A 25301-nucleotide genomic window follows, 5' to 3' on the forward strand; every position below is an offset into this window, starting at 1 on the left:
CCCTATGCTGTTGCCAACTCCTTTTGTTTGTAAATCAATGATCCGGGGTCAAGTATCAGCCCCACTTTGCCGTCGCCTGTAATAGTTGCGCCAGACACCTCTTTTATATCTGTAAAATATGAACCGACTGGTTTTATTACAACCTCTTCCTGATGGCACAACTCATCTACAATGACTCCAACCTTTTTCTCAGCAATATCCATGAGGACAACATACACCCAGTCACGCTCCGCCTCATCGCTGGCCAGTTCCAGCGCATCGCTGAGCTTAATAAGAGGAATCAGGCTGTTTCTGACATTAAGGATTCTCTGACCATCAATGATTTTGAGACTGCTCTTGGGAACCCTGAAAGTCTCATGAATGGAAACAAGGGGAAGCGCATACATCCCGTCATTTACCTTGACCATCAGAACCTGAATTATGGCAAGTGTAAGCGGTATTTTAAGCGTCATCTGCGTCCCTTTGCCAACTTCTGAATTTACATCTATTATTCCATTTATACGTCCTATGTTGGTTTTTACGACATCCATCCCGACGCCTCTGCCTGATATGTCACTAACCTTTTCAGCAGTACTAAAGCCTGGTTCAAAAATATAGTTTATAATCTCTTTGGATGATAATTTAATATCCTGATTTCTAATAAGACCACGCTCCCGGGCCTTTTTTTCAATAACTGAAGGATCAATACCCTTTCCATCATCCTCAATCTGAATTACTATGGAGTTGCCTTCCTGACATGCTTTAAGTCTGATAGTACCTGTCTCAGGTTTTCCATTTTTTACCCTATCCCCGGGTGCCTCAATCCCGTGATCTATGGAATTCCTGATGAGATGAACCAGAGGGTCATTAAGTTCTTCTATTACTGACTTGTCTATCTCTGTGGCCTCACCAAGCATCTCGAGATTGATCTTTTTATTTGCCTTTCTGGCAATATCGCGCACCATCCTTGGAAATTTATTAAATACCTTCCTGATTGGCACCATTCTCATCTTCATAACTGACAGCTGAAGGTCTGTCGTGATAAGACTGAGGTTGGATGAGGTCTCAAGGAGGGTCTTGATCTTCTCGTCTCCATCGTATAATCCCTCAATATCAGAGAGTATCTTTGTCAGTCTGTTTCTGCTAAGTACCAGTTCACCGACGAGATCCATAACGTGATCAAGCCGGTCAGTATCAATTCTCAATGTCTGTTCTTTTTCTTCAACAGCTGCAACAGCCTGTTTTTCCGATACCCTGTCTGCCGACTCATTTACCGCAGCCGGTTTAACAGGTTTAACAGATTCGGATAGTTCGACCTCCGGAGCCTGAGAAATCACCTGGTTTGCACCTGGCTTCTCTTCAGCGTTTTCGGATGCATTGGGATCTGATGATGACGAATCAACAAGCGCTGAGTATTCCAGAAGTAATGCCAACTTTCTTTTTATAGTACTTATATCAACCTTATCGCCGGAACTATCCTTTATCTCGCTCATCAGGACCTTCAACACGTCAACTGATTCAAGGATTATATCTATGGTCTCAGATGTTGCCTGTATCTCCTGCTGACGGAGTTTGTTCAATACATTTTCAGACTGATGGGCCACCTCTACAAGACGCGTAAATCCGAGAAATCCGGCAGAACCCTTGATACTATGCACCGCCCTGAATATCTCATTAATAAGACCCAAATCACCAGGGGCCTCCTCAAGCGTTACAAAACACTTATCAAGCCCTTCAAGCACCTCATCAGTCTCTACAACAAAATCCCTTATCAGCTCCTGCATCTCATCCTGCGTCTCGTCCGCCATCTCCCCCTCCTGCAATTTCAATTAAAACATGTGTATTCTTAATTTTTGCTCAAAAACGTTCAGATGCAAGGAAAGACATAAGATTTGAGGCGAGGCGTACTGTGTAGTACGTTGAGTCTCATATTTTATGTCTTGACGCCGCACGACCCATTGCATTTACTTCGCAGCAATGGGTGCCCGGCGTTTTTCAGCAATAATTAATCGAAACCGAATTCCTTTAGTATATTATCCACCACATCCTGCTTCAGTGTAGGATTACTTGTAAACTGTTTAAGTGAGCTGTCCCCTTCTATTGAATCCTTAGATTTGAGTCCAAAGGTAACAATCAGCTGAAGCAGACGCTTCTCCACATCTTCAATAAGACCCACTATCATCTTGATCTTCTGCCCTGTCAGGTCCTGAAAAGAAAGGCTGGTGATAATATCCATCAGTATCTCCCGGTTCTCTGAAACGACATTTTTTACTTCCCCGATTGAATTTACAAGATCATTACCCCTTTCTGCAGACTCGGCATGATGAATAATCAGATCATGATTATCAAGCACCTTTTCAACCTGGCCCATCACTGTATGTGTTGCAGCCTCTGTAGCCCTGGATATTTCCGACAACTGTACAGATGCCTGCGGAATTTTGTCTGAAGCATGTGTTATATTTGGTTCAACTGCCTGCATCTTTTTTATGGTTGTATTGATATATCTGGCAATATCACCTAACTGTCCATACAATTCTTCCTTGACTTCATGCTGAAAATCACCCTGAGACATTGCCCTTGCCGCATGAACGAGCTGATCTATATCATTAGTGGAACAGTCAGAGACATTAAAGTCTGATTTATTTTCATACGTATTCTGTACAGTATCTGCAAGACCGCTGCCCTGACCATAGTCCTTAAACAATTGTGCAAGGTCAAGCACTATTGTAATATACCCGTTATTCCTGATAATACCACTTATATACTCAGAGCTTATGCTCTTTGTAATCGCCGGGGGATCTTCAAGGCTTTTATCAGAAACTCGCAATACCTCAGATACGGCATCAACAAGAATGCCAATTTTATCTCCGTTTAATCCAACTATAATAATTCTCGTATCTTTTGTTATTTCTCCTGCAGGTATTCCAAGTTTTCCCCCGAGGTCAATTACCGGAATGACAAGGCCGCGAAGATCTATGACACCCAGGACATTGCCAGGGAGTTCAGGCATCCTGTTGATATGCTCATATCTGTTGATCTCATGTACATCAGCAATATTAACCGCAAATTTCTCCCCGCCTACTGAGAACCCCACCAACTGCAATACCCCCTCTGACTGTTTTTGTGCCTGCATTATATGGCTCCTTGCTACATTATTTACCGTCAAATATCTTCTCTATCTTCTCCTTCAGGACATCGGCTGTAAAAGGCTTCACAACATAATTATTGACTCCTGCCTTTATGGCATCCAGTACATTCTCTTTCTTGGCCTCTGCTGTCACCATGAGTACAGGTACAGAGCTCAGTACATTGTCTGCGCGTATAGCCCTTAACAGGTCAAGTCCGGTCATATTAGGCATGTTCCAGTCAGACACCACAAGACCGAACCCACCCTGCCGCAGTCTTGCAAGCGCGCTGTTGCCGTCTTCTGCCTCTTCAATATCCGTGTAACCAATCTGTTTCAGGATATTCTTCACTATCCTGCGCATAGTGGAAAAATCGTCCACAACGAGCACCTTCATCTTAAGATCTAACATATCTGCACCTCTCCAATATTATTTTTACCTCTTCTACGAGACTCTCCTTCGTTATAGGCTTTGTCAGAAATGCCGTAGCGCCTTTTTGTATCAATTCAGTCTTTCTTGTGTTGTCATTCTCTGTTGTTAATATAACCAGTGGAATCTGCATATACGAAGGATTACTGCGCACCCATTCTATCAGCCCTGCACCATCCATCTGCGGCATATTGAGGTCTGAGATGATCATATCCACGCCGGATGAAACGAGTTTCTCTATCGCCTCAACCCCATTGCCGGCTGATATTGTCCTGAATCCGGCGCTGCCAAGGTACAGTGATACTATTTTCCTCGTTGTCCTGCAATCATCTACCACTAAAATGCTTTTTTCCATAAGACACCCTTTTCCTGCTGTTAGGTTCTTAATTACTATTCCTACTTCTGATAAATCAGTACGTTATTGGCATTTACGATCTTAAATGCCCTTGATATATTAAACAGCGATTCTGAATGACCTATAAACAGATAACCGCCGGATAACAGACTGTTATACAGGCTTGAGATGACTTTCTTCTTGGATGCCTCATCAAAATATATCAGGACATTTCTGCAGAATATGATGTCCATCCCCCTGTACATCCTGATGGCAGCGTCATCAGACAGATTTATATTACTGAATCTTACCAGCCTTTTAACATCCGGTTTGATGGCATATTTGCCGCCGCCATTCTTTGTAAAGTACCTGTCCAGATGCTGCGGGGACAGATTGCGCACGGAATAATCATTATACTCACCCCTTCTTGCCGAGCTCAGCACAGCTTCACTTATATCGCTTCCGTGTATCTCTATGTCCCAGTCTTTATACTCAGGAGCTGACAGTGTATCCGAAACCATGATGGACAATGTATAAGGCTCCTCTCCTGTAGAACAGGCAGCGCTCCATATGCGCAGTTTATTGCTTCCCCTGGCTTTCAGTTTTTTAACAATCTCCGGCAATACAACGGATTCAAAAGCCTGTAACTGGCCAATATCACGGAAAAAAAAAGTTTCATTTGTAGTTATTATATTAAACAGAAATGTAAACTCTTTTTCCTTTCCGGCATCATGTTTCAGGAAATCTATATACTTGTCAAAGCTCCCATAACCGGCATCTTCAATATGCCTCGCGAGCCTGTTTTCAAGTAAATATTTCTTGTTATCCGGAAAGTGCATGCCGCTTCTGCTGTAAATCATGTCCCTGAGTGAATAAAATGCGTTATCACTCATTTTTACTGTATTAGTAGTTAACATATTTGGATGACATCAGCTTGTTATATGCCTCAACAGCAAAATCCCTGATCTCCTGATCCTCATCTGAGGCTGCAGCCCGCAGAATATCTTCTGCCTCCTGTGCGCCAAGCTCTCCGAGCGCCCATATTGAACTTTTACGGACTGTGTAATCCTGGCTTACCGCAAGTCTCATGAAATGAGGAATTGCCCTGATACTTTTCTGCCTGACAAGTCCTTCAATAGCCATTATTTGAATCAGGTCATTATTATTCTCAAGCAGTTCAATAAGGGTATCAATAGCCCTGTCATCCTTATATTCACTTAATAGTTGAGCCACGACCATTCTGACTTCATCTTTCTCATCATGGGCGGCAATTATCAGATTATCAAGCAAACCTTCATCTTTCTGAATGCCAAGGACCTCAAGGCACGCCCGCCTGACTCTCCAGTTTTCGTCATTGAGCAGTCTATTAATCTCTTCAGATGAATCAATCCATCGCAATTCTCCGAGCCCCTTTACCACCATTTCTCTTATAGATGGATTCTTACTATAAAGTCCGTTGATAAGCCCGTAAGCCAGTTCTTCTTTTTTATATCTGAGACCTATCCTGATTAAAGCGCTTACGATCCTTGCAATGACATTGTGATACTCCTCTTTCATTAGCCGCTCTAACAACGGCTTTATGGCATCTGCCTCTGCCATCTCTCCAAGCGCTTCCACAGCAGCTTCTCTGATGTGTCCTTCATCACAGGACAATTTGCCGGAAATAAATCTGAAGGCCTCCTGCCCTCCTATATTTCCCATTGCACTCAGGATTTCCATCTTCAGGTCTCTGTCAACTTCATCAAACAGTAAGGTGAGCGAAGTTATTGCCTTTTCAGACCTTAAAAGACCAAGCCCCCTCACAGATACCAATTTATTGATATCATTTCCATGATTTAATGAGTTGATCAGAGTAGTCTCTTCGCCGATATCCTTTATAACTTCGACTGCCTTATTCAACAAGTCTGTATTGTCCCTGTCAAGCGCATCTGTCAGTTTGAGAACCTCTTCTGCACACCTGCTGCTGCCTATTGCCTGAAACGCCTTCATTATGTATATGATATTATCCTGTTCTGACTTATCAAGGTTTGCTGCCAATCTGACGAGATGACCTGTGAATTCATCCCTGCCAAACTTGTCAATCACAGGGCCGATTTCTCCATGCATTAATGTTACTATGCCCATTACTGCCATATCCATGATCTCTGGTTTAACACAGGCGATAACTTCGAGCAAACCGGCAACTGACACATCCCCGCTTATATGCGATAATGCATCTATTGCCATATACTGAACATCTGCATTTTTTGTAGATTTAATAAGGCTGACAAGGGGGTTGACTGCCTTTATGTCACCAAGCCTTCCAAGTGACTCAACTGCAAAAAGCGTCACCCAATCCTCCTGTTTAAGCAGATCAATAAGGTAATCAACGATTGACTGGTCTGTTATCCTGCCAAGTCCTTCTATTGCAGAACTTCTCACATTGTCGTTTGAGTCCCTCATCATCTCTATCAATATGGGTACGGCCTCACCAAGTTCCAGCCTTCCGAGGATATCTGCTATCATCTTTCTTACATCCTCGTCCCTGTCATGGATGTGAAGCCGTAGTATATTGAGCCCGCTTCCGCCTGTCTTTTCAAGTATTTCCTGTGCAAGATTCTTCACAGCCACCCTTTTATCAGCAAGCAGTGGTATGAGATTATAGACCGCAGCCTCATCATCATATACCAGCAATGCATCCATAGCCGCCTGCTGAACACCAAGGTCATCATCCTGTAATGATTTAATGAGGGGGTACAGAAGTCTTCCGTCTTTAATGCCAATTATCTGCCTTATTGCATCGCAGCGGACAGAGCTGTCACTATCCCCAATTTGCTCCGGAAAACTCTTAATATCCTGTTCATAACCTGACATCATAGCAACCCTTTTTATCGGAAATGACACATGGTACTTTAATTAGTTATTTAACCATTCCTTAGTGATACATAACCGGCAATCATCAGCCGTTCTTCTCCTTAAGCCTTCCTTTCAACCTGATCATGGCCTGGGTATGCAACTGTGAAACCCTTGATTCAGTTACCTCAAGGATCCTCCCTATCTCCTTCATGGTAAGTTCATTATAGTAATACAAAGAGACCACCTTTCTCTCCTTCTCAGGCAGGTTATCAATTGCACTCGTCAATGTCTTCTGCCTGTCCTTTGTCATAAGAAGCGAAAGGGGATCACGTTTCTCAGGGTCCCTTATGGTTTCAAGCATGTCTCTGTCACTGTCTTCCCTGTTCATTCCAAGATCTTCTATGCTTATCATCGAAGAACTGCGGGCCTGTGTCAGAAAATCCTGATATTCATTAATACTCATTTTTAAGGCTGCGGCAATCTCCTCCTCCGAAGGCGGCCGGCCCAGTTCCTTCTCCAGAGATGATATCGTCTTGTACAAAAGCCCTGATTTCTCCTTTACTGACCTCGGGACCCAGTCCATTGCCCTTATTTCATCCAGCATTGCCCCTCTTATCCTGAACTCAGCATATGTCTTAAACAGGGTCTCCTTCGATGGATCATATTTATCCATTGCATCCATTAATCCGATTATCCCCGCGCTTATGAGATCATCAATGTCTATGTCAGGCTGCAGCCTGTATGAAAGTCTGTATGCCATGTATTTAATCTTGGGAGCATATTCCTGGATAAGCTTATCCCGTGCATCAGGGTCCATAATCCCCTTATTAACAGCCTTTCCCTTTGAATTAAACTTGCTGACTTTAGTGACATTTTTTTGCATACATCACCCCTTTATTAAATTTGGTCCCATCCAGACTGCCCCATGAGCCTGCGCCATAGAAACTGGATATTGCCCTTAATATCATTGTTAACAGGCCAGCCGCAGACTGTCCTTGCCAGAGACGAATAGCATCTGCCGGCCTCTGAATCCGGGTACAATTCGACGACTGATCTTTGACTAAGTACGGACATACGTACAGACTTGTCATTTATGATGTGACCTATATAGTCAATTGAGATGTTAAGATATTTGTCAGCAGCTGCGCTCAATTTCCTGTAGACCTCCCTGCCCTCTCCGCTGTCTTTTACCATGTTCACCAGAAGCCGGAAACGGGTCTCTCCATATTTAGTATGCAAGATCTTCATAAGGGCATAGGCATCGGTTATTGAGGTAGGCTCAGGCGAGGCAACAACAACAATGTCCTGTGCCGCTGTATTAAAATACATTACATTGCCGGTAATGCCGGCGGCTGTATCAATCAGAACAACGTCTATAGAGCTGTCAATCCTGTCGAGTTCAGCCAGCAGATTTAATTTCTGATCTGTAGTCAGTTCAGACAACTCCTGTATGCCGGAACCGGCAGGCAGAATTTGCATCCCTCCGGGACCTGTTGTTATAACCTCACCAAGCTTTTTTTCACCGCTTATTAAATGATACAGGTTATACTCAGGGGCAAGCCCAAGCATGACATCTATATTGCCAAGCCCCATATCAGCGTCAAGAATTAATACCCTCTTGCCTGATTGAGTCAGAGCATACGCAAGATTTACCGCAACATTTGTCTTGCCGACACCACCCTTTCCGCTTGTAACGGATATCACCCTTACCCCATTCCCGGCTTTAGAATTGCAAAGCCCCCGGGCCGGTTTATTCATCATCTCCCTAAGTGTCAACGCCTGTTCCATTTATGCCTCCCCCTGATTTGACTTATCACCTTTTTAGTTGCTGCTAACTGCATCCATCTTCAATATCAACCTGCTCAGCCGGCCTGCTGTGGCAAGTTCAATATCCTCCGGAACACGCTGGCCGGTGGTAAAGTATGACAATGGCTTCTGAGCATTAATCATTGAACTGAATATGGCACCGTAATTGTCAGCCTCATCAAGTTTTGTGAACAATAAACTGTTTATCCTGATTCCCTTAAACTTCCCGATTATATCGTTCAGGACAATGTTACTGCTTGTTGCTGAAAGGACGAGATGGCTGTCCATCTCTGTCCTCTGACTCATCAATTTGTCAAGCTCACTGATGTATGCCCTGTCCTTGTGGCTTCTGCCTGCTGTATCTATCAGGATCAGATCAGAGTCCCTCTTTTTGTCTATTACCCCCCTGAGATCCGACGGAGACAGGACTACCTCAACAGGAAGCCCGATGATCCTGGCATATATCTTCAACTGCTCTACAGCACCAACCCTGTAAGTATCAAAAGTAATCAGGGAAACTTTCTTTTTGTCAATCAATGTATATTTCGCTGCTATTTTTGCAATGCTCGTAGTCTTGCCAACACCTGTTGGGCCAATAAATATGGCGATCTTTCTATCCCTGCTATCAGTGCAGATGGGCCCTGTCGCCTTTACCTGTTTCCGGATCAACTCATATCCATAACTGTTTATGTCTTCAATATTGTCCTTCTGTTCATCAGATAACCTGTTATGCAGTATATGCACAAGCCTGTATGCTATGCCCCTGTCCATACCTTCAGATATCAGTCTTCTAAAAAAGATGACAAGATTATCATGAAGTATTTTCAACTGTTCCTGATCCCCGCCCCTGAGAAGCTCCTGAATATAACCCTTCAGCAGCCCGAGTTCTGACTTTACATCCCTCAGCTCGCCGGGGGTCCTGCTCATATCATCCCTGATGCTCCTCAGTTCCTTCTTCAGGAACTCATCCGTTTCAATTATTGCTGACTGCGGGTCTTCAGACGGTGCCTTGCCATTCTGAACTTCAGCATAATCCCTGGCAGCGACAACCTCTGTTACCTGGCGGCTGAATATGCCGAATACACCGTTGTCCTTTTTAAGCTGTTTGGCAGACAGTATGACCGCATCCGGACCAAGCTCGCCTTTTACCAGTTTCAAGGCCTCCTGCATGTCAACAGCTTCATATTTCTTAATTTGCATCGCTATACCTCACTATGCTTATGGGTTGCAGGCTCACAGAGGATGACAGTTCATTGGATGATAAAATTGTTATGTTGGGAATGAATCTTTCCAATAGTTTCCTCAATGGCAGCCGTATGGATGGAGATGTAAGGATAACCGGATAAATCCCCTTTTGGGCTGATGACTCTATAAGCCCCTTTAACTGATTGATAAATACCTGGGCCACTCTCGGTTCAAGAGATACCTGCATGCCCTGTGTCGTTTGCCTGACAGCAGAGTTTATCTTTTCTTCGAGTACAGGCTCAATGGTTATAACCGGAAGACTGTTGCCATTCTGATACTGCCGGGTAATAGTCCTCGACAGATTTGCCCTGACATATTCAGTCAGGGCATCTGTGTCTTTAGTCACAACAGCATAATCAGCCAGCGTTTCAAGGATCGTCAAAAGGTCCCTCACAGGCACTCTCTCCTTAAGCAGATTCTGCAATACCTTTACAACGCCGCCAAGCGGAAGAAGGTTCGGAATCAGTTCCTCGACGACCCTTGGATATTTGCGGGCAAATCCATCCAGCAGAGCCTGGACTTCCTGCCTGCCTGTGATCTCATGGGAATGCATCTTTATGACTTCAGTAAGATGTGTAATTATAACAGTTGTGGGCTCCACGACTGTAAATCCGGTCATTTCAGCCTTATCCTTATCCTGAGACGATATCCATAGGGCCGGTAGTCCGAAGGACGGCTCCCTCGCAGGAAGACCCTGTATACCCTTGTTTAAACCATCCGGATTTAAAGCAAGGAATCTGTCTATCATCAGCTCTCCCTCAGCCACCTCTGTACCTTTGATAAGGATCACATATTTGTTTGCACCAATATGCATACTATCCCTGATATGGATAGGTGGTACGATTATTCCCATGTCTGAGGCAAACTGATGCCTTATGGATTTAATGCGGTCAACCAGCTCACCCTTTTGATGAGGGTCTACAAGCGGAATCAGACTGTACCCTATGTGCAGTTCCATGACATCGAGCGGCACTACTCCGTCATGACCCTCTGTCTTCGTATCACTCTTCCCCTCCGATGCTGTCCTGCCTTTGGATATAGATGTGTTTATTTCCGGTTTTACCAGACCTGTGGCCTCACCAGCCGATTGTTTGATATTATATGCAACCCATGCCACTGCCCCTGTTAGGATGGAAAAAGTTATAAAGGCAAAATGAGGAAGTCCTGGTATTAAACCAAATATAAATATTACTGCAGCGCTTATTGCAATGGCTTTGTGATGCGACAGAAGCTGCTTCGATACCTCTTCTCCGAGGTTTGACTCTGAAGCCGCCCTTGTCACTATCAAACCAGCTGATGTGGATATAATCAAAGCAGGGATCTGTGCCACAAGACCGTCTCCTACAGTAAGCAGCGTATAATTCTGCGCAGCTGAGCCTATTGCCATTCCGTGCTGCAGTACTCCAATGACAAGACCTCCGATTATATTGATGACCGTAATAATGATGCCTGCAATAGCGTCTCCGCGGACAAATTTACTCGCACCATCCATTGCCCCGTAAAACTCTGCCTCATGCGCAACCTGACCGCGCCTTCTCCTTGCCTCGGCTTCATCTATTGTCCCTGAATTAAGATCCGCATCTATACTCATCTGTTTCCCTGGCATGGCATCCAATGTAAATCTCGCCGCCACCTCAGCTATACGGCCGGCGCCCTTTGTAATGACTACAAAATTGATTATAACGAGGATTACAAATACGATAATACCCACGGCATAATTGCCGCCTACGACGAAGTTGCCGAATGCCTTAATAACCTTGCCTGCTGCATCTGGGCCCTCATGCCCCTTGAGTAATATAAGCCTCGTAGAGGCGACATTCATAGATAACCTTGCAAGTGTCGTGATAAGGAGGACTGAAGGAAATACGGAAAATTCAAGCGGCTTGAGTATATACATGGATACAAGCATTATTACTATGGAGAAGGTAATGCTGAAAGAAAGCAGTACATCCATTATAATTGCAGGCACCGGCAGTATCATTACAACAATAACGCCTACTGCCATTACAGCAAGCAGTGCATCGCTGTTTTTCGTCATTGACAGGAGAATTCTCCTGTTTGATTCTGTCATTGCGTACGCCATAGTCGTTTAAGCTTCCCCCTTTTCTATCCCTTCTTTTTCAACCTGTAGACATAAGCAAGGATCTCTGCAACCGCCTTGTAAAGATTCGCAGGTATCTCTTCACCTACTTTTACTATCTTGTATAATGTCCTCGCCAGCGGCTTATTCTCTATAACCGTTACACCGTTGCTTCGCGCGATCTCCCTGATCTTCTCAGCAATGAACCCTGCGCCTTTTGCGACAACTTTTGGTGCATTCATGCTGCCATGTTTGTATGATAATGCAACTGCAAGATGCGTCGGGTTGGTTATGACCACATCAGCCTTTGGAACGTCTGCCATCATCCTTTTTCTCGCCGTTTCCCTCTGCATGCTCCTGATCCTTGACTTGACAAGCGGATCCCCTTCCTGCTGCTTATACTCTTCCTTGACCTCTTCACGCGTCATACGGAGATTTTTGGCATACTGCCACTTCTGAAACCCGAGATCAATCCCTGCGAGGATGCCTATAACTATACCAGTCCAGACAGCAAGTTTTAATGTCAGCTGCCCCATGTATGAGAATATGTAATGCACATCTCCGTCTATCAGCATCGGGAAATTGTGAAATTCACCTTTGATCAGAACATAGGACGTATATCCCACGATCGTTATCTTGATAATAGATTTAAACAGCTCCATTATTGAACGCAGGGACATGATCTTTTTAATCCCCTCGACAGGATTAATCCTGTCGAAGTTGACGTTGAGCGCCTTCGGACTGAAAACAAGACCAATCTGCAGCACATTTGAAATAACGCCCGCAATTGCCACCAGTGCAAGAAACGGGATCATTGTAATAAACACTTTTCTGAGCACCTCTGACCAGAATGGATAAAAGTTGTCTGCAGAAAGCTCTATTGTGCCGCTCGCATTAAATATACCTGATGTCATGTCCATCAAATTGCTATATATTCCGGGGAGTAAATAATACATTGCAATTGTCCCTGCCATTAATACTGCAAGAGAAGACACCTCCGGGCTTTTTGCAACCTGACCCTTTTCCCTCGTCTCCTGCAGGCGTTTGGGCGTAGCCTGTTCTGTCTTTTCCATATCATGATCAGCCATGTCACCTCACCATAACACTAAGAACATTAATGAAGTCATCCTTCATGCCTTCAAATGCCCGTTGAACCAGATTTGATAACAGGGGAATGGATAAAACCATGATCAGCAGCCCTCCGGCTATCGTAACAGGATAACCAACCATCATTACATTCATCTGAGGCATCGTCTTTGAGATAATTGCCAGGGCTATGTTGGCAATAAACAGGGCAACTATAACAGGCGCACCTATCCGTACTGCAAGGACAAACATATCCCGCGACAGCGTTATAATACCGGACATCATCTGCTGTGATAAAGTAAATCGCATTGGTGATACTATCGCAAAACTCTCAGCCATCGCCGCTATAAAGAAATGATGTGCATTAATAGATAGGAATATCAGGGTTACCAATATGGTCTGGAACTGACCGATTATCGGCACATGAGTACTCGTCTGGGGATCAATGACATTGACCATGGAAAATCCTATCTGAAAACCTATAATCTCGCCGGCCATATCCACTGCACTGAATATCAGCCTTGCTATCAGGCCTATTGTAAAACCTATTATCACCTCAGCCCCCATTGCAGCAGCAAGTGTCAGAAGATCGGCAGAAAAAACCGAAGCGTCAATTTTTACAATGCTTATCAAAATAAGCGATGTAAACAGCGCAAGCCCTATTTTGAAACCCCTGGGGACATTGCGTGCACCCAGAATCGGTAGAAAATAGATCATTGACGCCGTCCGTACAAATATCAGGATAAAGGAATTTAGTTGTAATAAGACATCCATAGAACATCCAGCCCTGTATTTATTTTATGTATGCCGGTATATTGGTAAATAACGATGTTGTAAATCCCAGCATTACCCTCATCATCCACGGAAAAAATATCAGCAGCGCCAGGAATGTAACGATAATCTTGGGAACAAATGTCAGGGTTGCCTCGTTAATCTGCGTTACTGCCTGGAATATGCTTATAGCAAGTCCTGCCACCAGGCTCACGAGAAGCATGGGGGCGGCTATCATAAGTGTCGTCTCCAGGGCACTCTTGCCAATTGTCATTACAAGTTCAGGTGTCATTCTTCATCCTTGCCATGCATTTAACCAAAGCTCCTTACTATCGAACCTATAATCAGGTACCATCCGTCAACAAGAACAAACAGCATCAGCTTAAACGGCAGTGATATCACTACAGGCGGAAGCATTAACATTCCCATTGACATTAAGACGCTTGCAACCACCATATCAAGCACAAGAAATGGTATATAGATCAGGAACCCTATCTGGAATGCCGTCTTAAGTTCACTTATCATAAAGGCAGGTATGAGCACATGAGTCGGCACCTCTGCCACATTTTTAGGATCCGGTATCCTTGCCATCTCTATGAACAGCGAGAGGTCTTTCTCCCTTACCTGCCTGAGCATAAATTCCCGTACCGGCACTATTGCCCTGTCAAATGCAACCGCCTGAGTTATTTGATTCGTCATCAATGGCTGCAATGCCTCATTGTTAACCCTGGTCCATACAGGCGACATTATGAAGAAGGTCAGAAATAATGACAGGCTGATTAATATCTGATTTGGCGGAATCTGAGGCGTGCCGAGCGCCTGACGCAGAAGCGAAAGGACAACAGCAATCCTGGTAAAAGACGTGACCATGACGATAATAGCCGGAGCCAGTGATAAAACTGTCAGAAGCATGAGGATCTGCACTGTAACTGCAGTCCCACCGGCCCCTTGTTGCCCTCCAATACTGAAATTGATATTGGGAAGGACGCCTGCACCGGTTGATGTAACCGCACCCCAGGCTAAACAACCGCCATTAACAGGGGAAAGTAATGCTGCCGTTCCGGCAGCAATGATCTTTAATATAGCCTTATGCCTTTTCCCACAATTCATCTTGCAGCTCGACCTTTTCATTTGTTGATTCTGGTTTAATCTGCTGATCCAGTATATCGTTGAAATCTTCTTCTCTCCCCACCTTAGTAAGCATGGTAATATTTGCAGCTGTTACACCAACCACAATCTTCTCTCCGGCAACCTCCACCAATGCTATGGATTTTCTGGGTCCAAGGTAGGTGCTTGTCAGCACCTTGATCTTCTGATCCTGTCCGGTAAGCCCGATTTTTCTGCCGAGATATTTTTTTACGAGGAAGACTATGGCAAACATAACTGACAGTACAATAGCGAGCGATGCCACCATCTTGATGACCGAACCTGTGAAACCAGGCTGTTCATTCACGACTAACGGTTTGCTTTCTACTGCATCATGCCTGACAGGAATATCCTCTTCTTTTGTCATATCTGTGCCGCTTTCAGCCGGCGACTGACCTGTGCTGGCCACAGCATTTGCATCTTTGTTGCCAGCACCTCCATTCTTCTCAGCTACTGCAGCAATTGCAGATACTGCCGGCGAAACGGCTTCGTCAATCAGGGGCGACTCCCTGCCGGTTTCAGGCAAAACGATCTCAACCGGGATTGCTTTGGGCTTCTTTACCCCATTCTTAGCCACAGCCTTTGAAGCAGCTGCGGGCTTTCTGCCCGCCGCTTCAGGTCTCCTGCCATAACTGAGTATAAACCCGCTGTTCACCCTGCTCAGACTGATCCGGGCCCTCATATTGAGCGCCCTGTCATAAGTAAATAATCTTACCCTTACTGTTTCAGGATTTAATTGATATACAAATATGTTCTTTACGATCTCATCTTCCACATTCAACCATTGTTTGGGAGGATCCGTATAGGTCTGAGGAAATTCAATCTGAACAAAGTCATCCTGATACTGTATTTTTTCCTGTCCTGGTTTACCGTCAAACTTAAGATCTATTTTTGTATTGTCAGGCGTAACTGCGATGCTTATATTACCGAGCAGTGCAAGCCCGGCTGGTTTGGCCAATGAATAGTTATACGATGTCAGCGACAATGACAATAGCATCATAACAAATATCATTCTTTTCATACGATACCCCCTTATCCGGCTGCATATACGGCAATTTCGCAGTGTGGGCGTTAATCCCTCGGGCCGCAGCTACTTAAGTTGCTCAACCCTGTCAGTCAGGCTCATTACATCCGTCAGCCTGACCCCAAACTTATCATTTACCACGACTACCTCGCCCCTTGCTATCAATTTATCATTTATCAGTACATCCATTGGTTCGCCGGCCATCTTGTTCAATTCGATTATTGATCCCTGTCCCAGTTGAAGAAGATCCTTTATAAGCATCTTTGTTCCGCCCACATGGACTGACACCAGCAGGGATATGTCGAGGAGGAAATCGAGATTGCCTATTCCACTTACGGTATTGGCAGCCTTGAGCGGCGTAAAATTTGCAGGCTTTGCATCCACAGCCTTTTCCTGCGATACAACCTTTTCGCCGGATTCACCCTCTGCATTCTCCTGTGAAACTGTTGTCTCTTCCTGAATAGACTGCTCCCACTGGGCCGCCAGCTCATTATCATCCATTTCTCCTACCCCCTTCTGTTAATACACTCAATAAGGTTTCATAATCTGGAATGCAAGGTTCCCCTTGTACACACCCGGCCTGCCTGAATACCTCGGCTTGCCTTCAATGCTGGCAGTTATATTTTCATCAGCCGGTTTATCGAGAATAAGGATGTCTCCAACGCTCAGATTCAGTACATCTTTAATCTTAATCGTTGTCCCTCCCAGTTCAACGCTGATATTAAGGGAACAATCTGCCAGCTGCTGCTTAAACCTCTCCATCCACTTAGTGTCTACTTCATAATTGTCACTCTGATAACCGGCCTGCAACTTTTCTTTAATGGGTTCAATGCAGGGGTAAGGAATGCAGACCTGCAGCTTTCCTGGCACACCTTCCACCTCAATATTAAATGCAATGACTATGACTATTTCAGTAGGCGTAACTATCGAAGCAAACTGCGGATTGATCTCAGTCCTCGAAAACTGAACTGATACCGGATGCACCGGTCTCCAGGCCTTTTCTATATCCTGCAGGCATAGAGTAACGATCTTTTTTATAAGCCTGTGCTCAATCTGTGTAAAGTCCCGGCCTTCTATCTTCACATGTGTCTGCGCCTTGCCGCCGAATAAATTATCAACCAGCAGATATATGACTCGCGGATCAACAACAAGCAGGCTGAATCCCTTCAACGGGTCCATCCGGAATACGTTGATGCATGCAGGCAAAGGTATATGCTTCATGAATTCACCAAACTTCATCAACTCAACGGAAGCCATATTCACTTCCACCATCTTTTTAAGCGTCACAGACATGCTAACCTGAAATAGCCGTGAAAACCGTTCGCTGATTATCTCAAGGGTAGGCATCCTGCCCCTTACCACCCTTTCATGACTTGTAAGGTCATATGAGCGGCAACTGCTGTCATCTGTCGCAGACAGGTCTGTTGCCACGTCTCCGCTCTCAATCCCCTTCAGCAGGGCATTTACTTCTTCCTGTGATAGTATCTTTTCCATATCATCTCTCTATTGCATCACGAACTCAGTGAAATAAACCGCTTTGACTTTCCCTGTGCTGACAAAATGATTGATCCTTGCAACCATATCATCCTGCAATTTCAGTTTTCCTCCCGTATCCTTTACATCTTCAGCCGTCTTGCTGGTCAGCAGCATAAGAATGGCATCTCTAATCTGAGGCGTCTTTGCTTGAATCTCTGCAGCCATTCCCTCAGATTCAACTTCCAGATTTATCGTAATCTTAAGATATGTAACGTCAGACGGCTCAGCCAGGTTTACAACAAAGGGATCGAGCGACATTATATGTCCTGCAGCCTTTTCCTCATCACGTTGCGCTTTTGCAGCCGCATTACCCGCGTCATCGCCTTTCTGAAGGAATAACTTCCATCCAGCGAATGCGCCTGCCAGAATCACTACGAGACCCGCGCCTATTATTACAAGGAGCATGAATTTCTTTTTAGACGGCTTTGGAGAAGCTGACTCACCCTCCCTGCCTTCTTTATCTTTTTCTCCGCCATCTGCATTATCATCCTTTGCCATTTTCCCCCCTGTGAAATATGTCAGGTTTAATCGTAAGACTGATATTCAACATTTTGCAATGTATATGCCACAAAGCAGTGGATTTTATAATTATTATATCCTCAATATTTCAAGTAGTTACAGATTAGAGCCGGAGCAGGTGCGGCAGATATGGCGTCAAACTCGCAATGACATGTCATGTAATTGACATAACCTTATAAGACACAAACAAAAAAGCCCCCTCAGATCATGAGGGGGCTTAATGAGACTGATTATCTCTTCAGGTTTACAAGTTCCTCGAGCATTGAATCAGTAGTTGTAATAATCCTTGAGTTTGCCTGAAATGCCCTCTGGGTTGTTATAAGCTTTATAAACTCCTCAGCGAGGTCTACATTTGACAGTTCGAGTGTATTGGCTAATATCCTTCCGCGTCCGCCGCTGTCCGGAGCTCCAAGGACAGGCTGACCTGATTCATACGATTCTGCATACAGGTTTTTCCCGATCTTGCTCATGCCGTCAGGGTTGGTAAATAACCCGATCACGACCTGACCAATGGTGTTTGTCTGTCCATTGGAGAATGACCCGCTTATTATTCCAGCCTGATTTACGCTCAAAGACTTCAATGAACCGGCAGAATAGCCGTCCTGATTCAGAAATGAGGTGCTCGACACTGCGCCAAATTGTGTTGTACCGTCAAGCCCTGACCCGCCATTGGCAGTGCCTGTTCCAAAGTCAAAACCTATCACCTGATTCTGTTGTCCCCCGCCTGTAAAGCTGAAATCAGACATCAGGCCTGCCAGACCAAGGTCTGTCACAGGATTAATATCCATATCTGCTATATTCTCTGCAACAAGCGCTCCGCTCGTATCAAATTGCAGATACCCCCTTCCCATGACTTCTGTTCCGGCTATACCTTTGGCAACTGCATTCCACTGCCAGTAATTTCCTGAGGCACCGGCCGTGTCTTCATGCACCTTGGTAAAGTATGTCGTAACAAGGTGCTGATTGCCAAGTGAATCATAAACTGTCATTGAATTGGAAAAATGATATGAGTTGCTGATGTTATTAATATCAAAGCCTGCTGCAATGGGCACTTCGCTTGAATCAAGATTGGCGGTCATCTGGACTGTTGACGTTATGTTGGGCGGTGTAGTGGCTGCTGACACATCAATATTGTCTATATTGTTTGTAATGTTTCCCGCGTTGTCAGCCTGATAACATTGAAGGAAATATCCTTCCGGGTTTATTATGTAACCATCACTGTTTATATTGAACTGACCGGCCCTTGAATAGAATGAAGTGCCTGCGGAATCATTAACAAGGAAGAACCCGTCACCATCAATGCCAAAATCAAGTGCGCTGGATGTTGATTCCATTGACCCCTGTGAAAACAGCGTTGAAACATCGCTCAGATATACTCCACGGCCTATCTGATTACCTGATGAGCCTGTAAGGCTCTGACTAAGGACGTCTGCAAAAGAAGCCCGGCTGGCCTTAAAACCAACTGTATTAACGTTTGCAATATTGTTTCCTATAACTGAAAGTGAAGTACCGTTTGCATTAAGACCGCTGATTCCTGTGAATAGTGATGTTAATATTGCCATCTGTTTTCCTCCTTTATTTATTCCTGCCGGTCACAAGGGCCGGCACTGCATGCAGCTCATGTCTGTTAAATTTTCACATCCCTCACCTCCTCAATGTCAGTCAATGGTATCCTCATGCCTTGTATCATAAGATACGGGACGTCATTCTCATATGACACGCCATCCACAGCCCCGGTAATATTCGGCCTTATGTCCATTTCCTTTCCGTTGAGATCCTTTGCACTCACCTCGAATGTATACCCGCCGGCAGGCATGATGTTGCCGGAGTTATCCCTGCCATCCCAGACTGCGGTATGAATTCCACCGTCCTGAGGACCGGCATTTATACTCCTCACCGTCTTGTTGTCTTCATTTATAATCCTGATGACCACTTCACTTGCATCATCATTTAACTGATACCCGATCCCGGTTGAACCTTTAATGCCATCCATCGAAAGCCTGTTGCCTGAAGCCATGATATTTTTCCCGATGAAATTGACAACCTGCCTGTTATTCATATCAGTCTGACCGCCTGTCAGCGTCTTCAGCCCGCTGTTAATCCCGGCCAGGTGGTCAAGGCTTGAAAACTGTGAAAGCTGTGTCACGAATTCAGTATGCTCCATCGGCTTTAACGGGTCCTGATACTGTAATTGTGTGACAAGCAGCCTCATAAAGTCCTCCTGACCAAGCGTCTTCTTAACCTCCCTGTCAACCTTACTGGTGGAAGCGAGCTCATTTCCTGCGATTGAACTAATCATAATACCTCCTTCTTATTGTCATACAAAAATGCTGATACTGTTTGCACCTGACCCGATAATTGCACCTCCCGTGTCACATGCTGCAGCATCGTCATAAGGCAGGTCAGTCAATGGCATATCGTCAGACAAATCCCTCCTGCCCCTGTCAGAAAACCATCCGGGCATACTGCCATCATAACCGGAATACGATACATTTACGGTAAACTGATCAATATTCAGGCCTGATTTTTTCAATTCGTCAACAAGCGTGTCCAGGTTAGACTCCAGCATGTCTTTCACGAGCTTTTCCTCAACAGTAACAATGGCCTTTATGCCGTCATCAGCGACAGAAATATCTATATGCATATTGCCAAGTTCTTCAGGCTGAAGTCTTATCCTGGCCGAATGGCCGCCTATGAAATACATGTCAGCCAGCTTGTCTGCTAACTGCGTTAGAACCCCTGTTCGCAGATTGTGTGAAGAACTATGCGCGGCCGCCTTAACGTTCCCGCCGGGATTTTCCATGTGCATATTCGGGATAATCTCCGGCTTTACATCAGTAGACGTATCAGCAGCATTATCCGATTGTTTACCTGATGCCTCACGTAATAGCTTCATATAAGGAGCGTCCATGAATGATTCAGGTCCATCCATGGCAAACATGGGGATATCAGTAACGGGTGAATAGCCATTCTCATCTTTCAAACCATTGTCAGTCCGGTCATCATCACTACGTTCATTATGTGTGCGCAGAAGATTGCCAGGGGACAGAGAATCAGATTGTAATAAATGTGTCTTTTGTAACTTTGCATCCCGCAGTTGAGCTGTCAAAGGGGTCAATTCAGATTGCAGCACGTCTGCATCCTGCGACTCACTGTCATGATTCAGGCCTGCAGAGAGAGACCCGAGTCCTTCATCCTTTGGAATAACGTTGTTGTCACCCTGTGCTGATAACATCAGAAGCAATGCTGAAAACATTTCACTGTTATCAACACCTGATTTATTTCTCCTGACGGCATTTGTTCTGTCTGACGTGCGTCCTGTATCAGCAGGTTTCTCTGCTGCAGCCATTGGAAACTGCGTGGTCATTTATCTGTCAACCTTTCCCGATGCCATCCTGGCACTTAGTGACGCGGCCTTGTCAGGAGAAATTGAACCAAGTATCTTTCCTGCCTGTTTCCCTTTTATCCTCATTAGCAGATTAACGGCAAGATCCGTTTCCATTTTCTCTATCCTCTGAGCAGCCTCTTCAACGGACATTGATTCATAAAGCCTGGCCATACGTGTAAGGCTGTCCTGAGGTTTATTGCCTGCCGGACTGCTTTGCATCCTGTCACGCATGGCGGTATATTGCTTTAGTGACAGTTCTACAGAAGACCTTAACATATTCAGCCGTTCTTCATCCTTCTTCAAGGCCTCTTCCCGCTTTGAAAGTTCCCTCTCCCTGTCTTCAAGGGCCTTCATTATTGACTGAATGTCTTTTTCACCGTCATCAGACACTTCTCCGCCTGTACCGCCATCCGCCGGCTGAGCCGGTGATTCACCGTGTCCGTTGTCCTGTTTCTGAACAGCCACTGCCGGTACAAATAAAAACATACCTATAAGAAACGTAAACAGGATGGTCAGGTATATTACAGGTTCTTTTCTTTTTAACAATGAATTACTCAATTATTCCTCAGGTATCTGTTATTGCTTATCTCATTCATCACTTTCTTATCTTCCCTGCTGACACCTTCCTTCTTCACGTCAATCTCTTTTTCTTTGGCCCTCTCCACAACCTTTTTATCCTGTGATGCTACTGTCAATGCCGTCTTTCTTTCATTGTATGTCCTGGTTACCTCAGCTACCCTCCGGCGTTGAACTTCCATATCAAGCGTTATCTGCTGCAGGTAGGAATGATACATGAATATTTCGTGAGGAGGCACCGACCGCTCCTGTCTTTCCTTTAATTCTTCCGCAGCACGATTGCATATCTCCTCAAGAGCAAAGAGTTTTTTTTCTTCAAGATCAAGTATCTCCAGAACTTCAGCCAGTTCATACTTCATAGTCTCCTCAAGAAATTCCCTGTATTTGAGAAGGGGATCGAACCTTATGCTTTTATGTTTCATGCAGCCGCCTTTACTTCAAACAGTCTGGATAGTCTTTTTATACTATCCTCAATGGTAACCTTATCCTCTATCCCCTGGCGCAGGTAATCATTGATACGCTCAATCATGCTTATGGCATAATCTATGTCAGCATTGCTGCCATTCTTGTAAGCCCCTATATTTATCAGGTCTTCAGCCTTCCTGTACCTTGAAACGACTTCCCGCAGCTTCCTCGCGTCTGCCATGTGTTCAGGGGAAACAATGTCTATCATAGTTCTGCTGATGCTGCGAAGTATGTCAATGGACGGATAATGGTTGTGTGTTGCAAGATCCCTTGAAAGGACTACATGACCATCCAATATTGACCTTACAGCATCAACGATAGGGTCATTCATGTCATCCTCTTCAACGAGAACCGTATAGAGCCCTGTTATATTACCCTTACCAGCGCAGGTGCCTGCCCTCTCCAGTAATTTTGGAAGGACTGAGAAAACTGAAGGCGTATATCCCTTGGTAGTAGGCGGCTCGCCTATGGCAAGGCCCACCTCTCTCATGGCCGTTGCAAACCTCGTAACAGAATCCATCATCAGCAGGACCTTTTTACCGCAATCTCTGAAGTACTCGGCAATGGCCGTGGCAATATATGCCCCGCGCATCCGTATAAGCGGCGGTTGATCCGACGTCGCCACGATAACGACTGATCGTGCAAGGCCGGCATTCTTGAGGTCCTTATCCAGAAACTCTTTGACCTCTCTTCCCCGTTCACCGATCAGCGCAATCACATTCACATCTGCAGACGTATTTCTCGCCATCATGCCAAGGAGTACGCTCTTGCCTACTCCGCTGCCGGCAAATATGCCAAGCCTCTGTCCCTGACCGCATGTAATCAATCCATTCATGGCCTTGATGCCCAGGTCAAGTGGTTTTTCAATCCTGCGCCTGTCCAGCGGATTAAGAGGGGAATTATATATTGGATATTCCATCTTGCCTGCTATATCCCCCCTGCCATCAATGGGATTTCCAAGCCCATCAATAACCCGTCCAAGAAGATTCTCACCAACACGGACGACTGCCCTGTGTCGCTTTGCCATGATCTTACTGCCCGGACTCAACCCCCTTGTGTCTCCGAGAGGCATAAGCTGAATCTTCTCACCCTTAAATCCGACGACCTCAGCCTCTACAACATGAGATGCCTCTTTCGGAAAAATCTCACAAAGCTCGCCGATTGAAGAACCTGGTCCGTGTCCTTCTATAATAAGGCCTGTAATCTGAGTAACCTTGCCGTAGACCCTGATAGGATCTGTCTCGTTAATTATTTTGTGGTGCCTGGTCAGATTTAGCATATTATTTGGCCGCTGTCAGTGCCCCCTTGATTACCTTAATCTGAGAATCTATTCTTGCATCAATATCACCCTGATTGGTCTCAATCAGGCAGCCACCAGGCTGTACAGATTCATCCGCTTCAAATATGAGGCTCTTTATACCGTCAATGCACTGCAGCAACTCTGAGCGTTTTTTATTCAGCGTATCATAATCAACCGGGGCAACCCTGATCCTCAGAACCTCCCTGTCTGATGCCCTCTTAATAGCCTCTTTTGCAATATTTACAACAAGCTCACGGTCTTGCTCCACTGCCGCCCCTATTATCTTTCTTGCAATCATAACTGATATATCTACCACATCATTTTCAATCTTCCTGTATAATTCATCTTTGAGTTTCTCTGCACCTTCTATCAGCCCCTTCATGATCTTTAGTTCAGTACCTATCTCCTTTAAGATCATCATCCTGCCCTTGTTCAGGCCATCCTCCAACCCACTGTTATATGCAGCATCCCTGACATCCTGCATGACGTCAGAGTTCGGTTCCTCCTGACCTGCAGATGCCTTTCTGGCGGTCCCATCATCAACTTTATTCAATTGAAATGGTCTTATATTCGATCTATCCTTAACCTCTGTTTTCAGAACCTTACCCGACACTTTGCACATACCCCTTTCATGTTATATTTCAGGAAAGCATGTCATCACTTCCCTTGCCGCCTATAACAATCTTTCCCTCTTCCTCCAATCTCTTGGCAATCTTTAATATTGCCTGCTGGGATTTTTCGATTTCACTGACCCTGACAGGCCCCTTGGCCTCCATGTCTTCCTTAACCCCCTGTGCAGCCCTTTCCGACATATTCTTAAAGAATTTGGCCTTCAAATCCTCACCCGCACCCTTAAGGGAAATCATAAGGTCTTCCTTGCTGATCTCTTTCATAATCTCCTGCATACCCCTGTCATCTATGTTCATGAGGTCTTCAAAGACAAACATCATCTTTCGTATAGCTTCCGCCAGATCCGGGCTGGTCTGTTCAATGCTGCTCATGATCGCCGATTCATTGCTCCTGTCAAGGCTGTTCAGAATTTGTGCAGCCACATCAGGTCCACCGATCTTTTTTTCCACTATAGAGCCGCCCATTTGCAGTTCCTTATTCAGGACCTCTTCTATCTCTTTTATGACGCCGGGTGAAACCCCCTCTATTGTCGCTATCCTGTGCATTACATCGCCCCGTATTGCAACAGGAAGCAAAGAAACCACCCGGCTTGCATGATCAGCATCCAGGTGTGCCAGGATAAGCGCAATAGTTTGCGGATGCTCGCCTTTTACAAGATTTGCAATGCCGCGCGGATCAATCCATTTTAATGCCTCAAGGCCCTTGTCTTCGGATACTATAGCGAGGTTTTCCATCACCTTGCCTGCCCTTTCAGCACCCATAGCCTTTGTAAGCACAGCACGCATGTAGTCTTCACCGCCAAAAACAAAACTGTCCGGTGATGTGGCAATCTCATGAAATTCCCTTACGACGGTCTTTACCTTCTCAGGCGCTATCTTGCTCGCCTTCGAAAGGTAATTGCCTATTAACTTTATCTCCCTGGCATCGAGGTTTTTCATAACCTCAGATGCAACATCCTCACCCAGTGTCACCAAAAGGATTGCAGCCTTTTCATATCCATTATTCTGATTCTCCGTCATACCGTTAT

26 protein-coding genes are annotated in these 25301 nt (G+C 45.1%); all 26 read right to left on the reverse strand.

Translation table 11 applies throughout. From position 1 onward, the window contains the following. Positions 1–2: 2 nt before the first annotated feature. Positions 3–1787 carry a chemotaxis protein CheA gene (locus tag IT393_09960; protein ID MCC7202969.1) on the reverse strand — a complete coding sequence of 595 codons (1785 nt, stop codon included), beginning with the start codon at positions 1785–1787 and terminating at the stop codon, positions 3–5. Positions 1788–1984: 197 nt separating this feature from the next. Next, a complete protein-coding gene (locus IT393_09965; protein ID MCC7202970.1) occupies positions 1985–3112 on the reverse strand; it encodes a protein phosphatase CheZ in 1128 nt (375 codons plus the stop codon). A gap of 19 nt (positions 3113–3131) precedes the next feature. Further along, complete coding sequence (gene cheY / locus IT393_09970; protein MCC7202971.1) at positions 3132–3515, reverse strand: chemotaxis response regulator CheY; 384 nt, start codon at positions 3513–3515, stop codon at positions 3132–3134. Next, positions 3502–3888, reverse strand: a complete 387-nt coding sequence (locus tag IT393_09975) for a response regulator (protein ID MCC7202972.1) — start codon at positions 3886–3888, stop codon at positions 3502–3504. The genes cheY and IT393_09975 overlap by 14 nt, the downstream gene beginning before the upstream one ends. A 41-nt stretch (positions 3889–3929) precedes the next feature. Beyond that, positions 3930–4784, reverse strand: a complete 855-nt coding sequence (locus tag IT393_09980) for a protein-glutamate O-methyltransferase CheR (protein ID MCC7202973.1) — start codon at positions 4782–4784, stop codon at positions 3930–3932. After that, positions 4771–6750: a HEAT repeat domain-containing protein gene (locus IT393_09985; protein ID MCC7202974.1), complete on the reverse strand. Its 1980-nt coding sequence runs from the start codon at positions 6748–6750 to the stop codon at positions 4771–4773. Before IT393_09985 ends, IT393_09980 begins: the two co-directional genes overlap by 14 nt. Before the next feature lie 55 nt (positions 6751–6805). Then, on the reverse strand, positions 6806–7519 hold the full coding sequence (locus tag IT393_09990; GenBank protein MCC7202975.1) for a FliA/WhiG family RNA polymerase sigma factor: 714 nt from the start codon (positions 7517–7519) through the stop codon (positions 6806–6808). An 80-nt stretch (positions 7520–7599) separates the two neighbouring features. Next, a complete protein-coding gene (locus IT393_09995; protein MCC7202976.1) occupies positions 7600–8490 on the reverse strand; it encodes a MinD/ParA family protein in 891 nt (296 codons plus the stop codon). 33 nt (positions 8491–8523) lie between these two features. Beyond that, positions 8524–9708 (reverse strand): flagellar biosynthesis protein FlhF, encoded by a 1185-nt coding sequence (gene flhF / locus IT393_10000; GenBank protein ID MCC7202977.1) that lies wholly within the window; start codon positions 9706–9708, stop codon positions 8524–8526. Then, positions 9698–11824 carry a flagellar biosynthesis protein FlhA gene (gene flhA, locus IT393_10005; protein ID MCC7202978.1) on the reverse strand — a complete coding sequence of 709 codons (2127 nt, stop codon included), beginning with the start codon at positions 11822–11824 and terminating at the stop codon, positions 9698–9700. Before flhA ends, flhF begins: the two co-directional genes overlap by 11 nt. Positions 11825–11859: 35 nt before the next feature. Next, positions 11860–12921: a flagellar biosynthesis protein FlhB gene (gene flhB / locus IT393_10010; GenBank protein MCC7202979.1), complete on the reverse strand. Its 1062-nt coding sequence runs from the start codon at positions 12919–12921 to the stop codon at positions 11860–11862. A gap of 1 nt (position 12922) precedes the next feature. Beyond that, complete coding sequence (fliR, locus tag IT393_10015) at positions 12923–13693, reverse strand: flagellar type III secretion system protein FliR (GenBank protein MCC7202980.1); 771 nt, start codon at positions 13691–13693, stop codon at positions 12923–12925. Between the two features lie 19 nt (positions 13694–13712). After that, positions 13713–13982, reverse strand: coding sequence for a flagellar biosynthesis protein FliQ (gene fliQ / locus IT393_10020; GenBank protein MCC7202981.1), 270 nt, complete (start codon positions 13980–13982; stop codon positions 13713–13715). Between the two features lie 20 nt (positions 13983–14002). Continuing rightward, entirely contained in the window at positions 14003–14800 is a 798-nt protein-coding gene (gene fliP / locus IT393_10025) for a flagellar type III secretion system pore protein FliP (protein MCC7202982.1), read from the reverse strand. Next, the gene (gene fliO / locus IT393_10030; protein ID MCC7202983.1) at positions 14778–15857 is read right to left on the reverse strand and encodes a flagellar biosynthetic protein FliO; all 1080 of its coding nucleotides are present in this window, start codon (positions 15855–15857) and stop codon (positions 14778–14780) included. Before fliO ends, fliP begins: the two co-directional genes overlap by 23 nt. Positions 15858–15926: 69 nt before the next feature. Then, positions 15927–16361, reverse strand: coding sequence for a flagellar motor switch protein FliN (fliN, locus tag IT393_10035; GenBank protein ID MCC7202984.1), 435 nt, complete (start codon positions 16359–16361; stop codon positions 15927–15929). A 27-nt stretch (positions 16362–16388) separates the two neighbouring features. Further along, a complete protein-coding gene (gene fliM / locus IT393_10040) occupies positions 16389–17354 on the reverse strand; it encodes a flagellar motor switch protein FliM (GenBank protein ID MCC7202985.1) in 966 nt (321 codons plus the stop codon). A 9-nt stretch (positions 17355–17363) separates the two neighbouring features. After that, a complete protein-coding gene (locus IT393_10045) occupies positions 17364–17894 on the reverse strand; it encodes a flagellar basal body-associated FliL family protein (protein MCC7202986.1) in 531 nt (176 codons plus the stop codon). Between the two features lie 251 nt (positions 17895–18145). Beyond that, positions 18146–19477: a flagellar hook protein FlgE gene (locus IT393_10050; protein MCC7202987.1), complete on the reverse strand. Its 1332-nt coding sequence runs from the start codon at positions 19475–19477 to the stop codon at positions 18146–18148. A gap of 65 nt (positions 19478–19542) precedes the next feature. After that, positions 19543–20214: a hypothetical protein gene (locus IT393_10055; protein MCC7202988.1), complete on the reverse strand. Its 672-nt coding sequence runs from the start codon at positions 20212–20214 to the stop codon at positions 19543–19545. An 18-nt stretch (positions 20215–20232) separates the two neighbouring features. Beyond that, a complete protein-coding gene (locus IT393_10060) occupies positions 20233–21264 on the reverse strand; it encodes a flagellar hook-length control protein FliK (protein MCC7202989.1) in 1032 nt (343 codons plus the stop codon). 18 nt (positions 21265–21282) lie between these two features. Continuing rightward, on the reverse strand, positions 21283–21861 hold the full coding sequence (locus IT393_10065; protein MCC7202990.1) for a hypothetical protein: 579 nt from the start codon (positions 21859–21861) through the stop codon (positions 21283–21285). Further along, the gene (fliJ, locus tag IT393_10070; protein MCC7202991.1) at positions 21858–22301 is read right to left on the reverse strand and encodes a flagellar export protein FliJ; all 444 of its coding nucleotides are present in this window, start codon (positions 22299–22301) and stop codon (positions 21858–21860) included. Before fliJ ends, IT393_10065 begins: the two co-directional genes overlap by 4 nt. Next, entirely contained in the window at positions 22298–23623 is a 1326-nt protein-coding gene (gene fliI, locus IT393_10075; GenBank protein MCC7202992.1) for a flagellar protein export ATPase FliI, read from the reverse strand. Before fliI ends, fliJ begins: the two co-directional genes overlap by 4 nt. Before the next feature lies 1 nt (position 23624). Next, entirely contained in the window at positions 23625–24266 is a 642-nt protein-coding gene (locus IT393_10080; GenBank protein MCC7202993.1) for a hypothetical protein, read from the reverse strand. A 19-nt stretch (positions 24267–24285) separates the two neighbouring features. Then, positions 24286–25293, reverse strand: a complete 1008-nt coding sequence (gene fliG / locus IT393_10085; GenBank protein ID MCC7202994.1) for a flagellar motor switch protein FliG — start codon at positions 25291–25293, stop codon at positions 24286–24288. Positions 25294–25301: the final 8 nt, after the last annotated feature.

This window comes from Nitrospirota bacterium, from assembly GCA_020851375.1.
In the GTDB taxonomy this organism is placed as follows: domain Bacteria; phylum Nitrospirota; class 9FT-COMBO-42-15; order HDB-SIOI813; family HDB-SIOI813; genus RBG-16-43-11.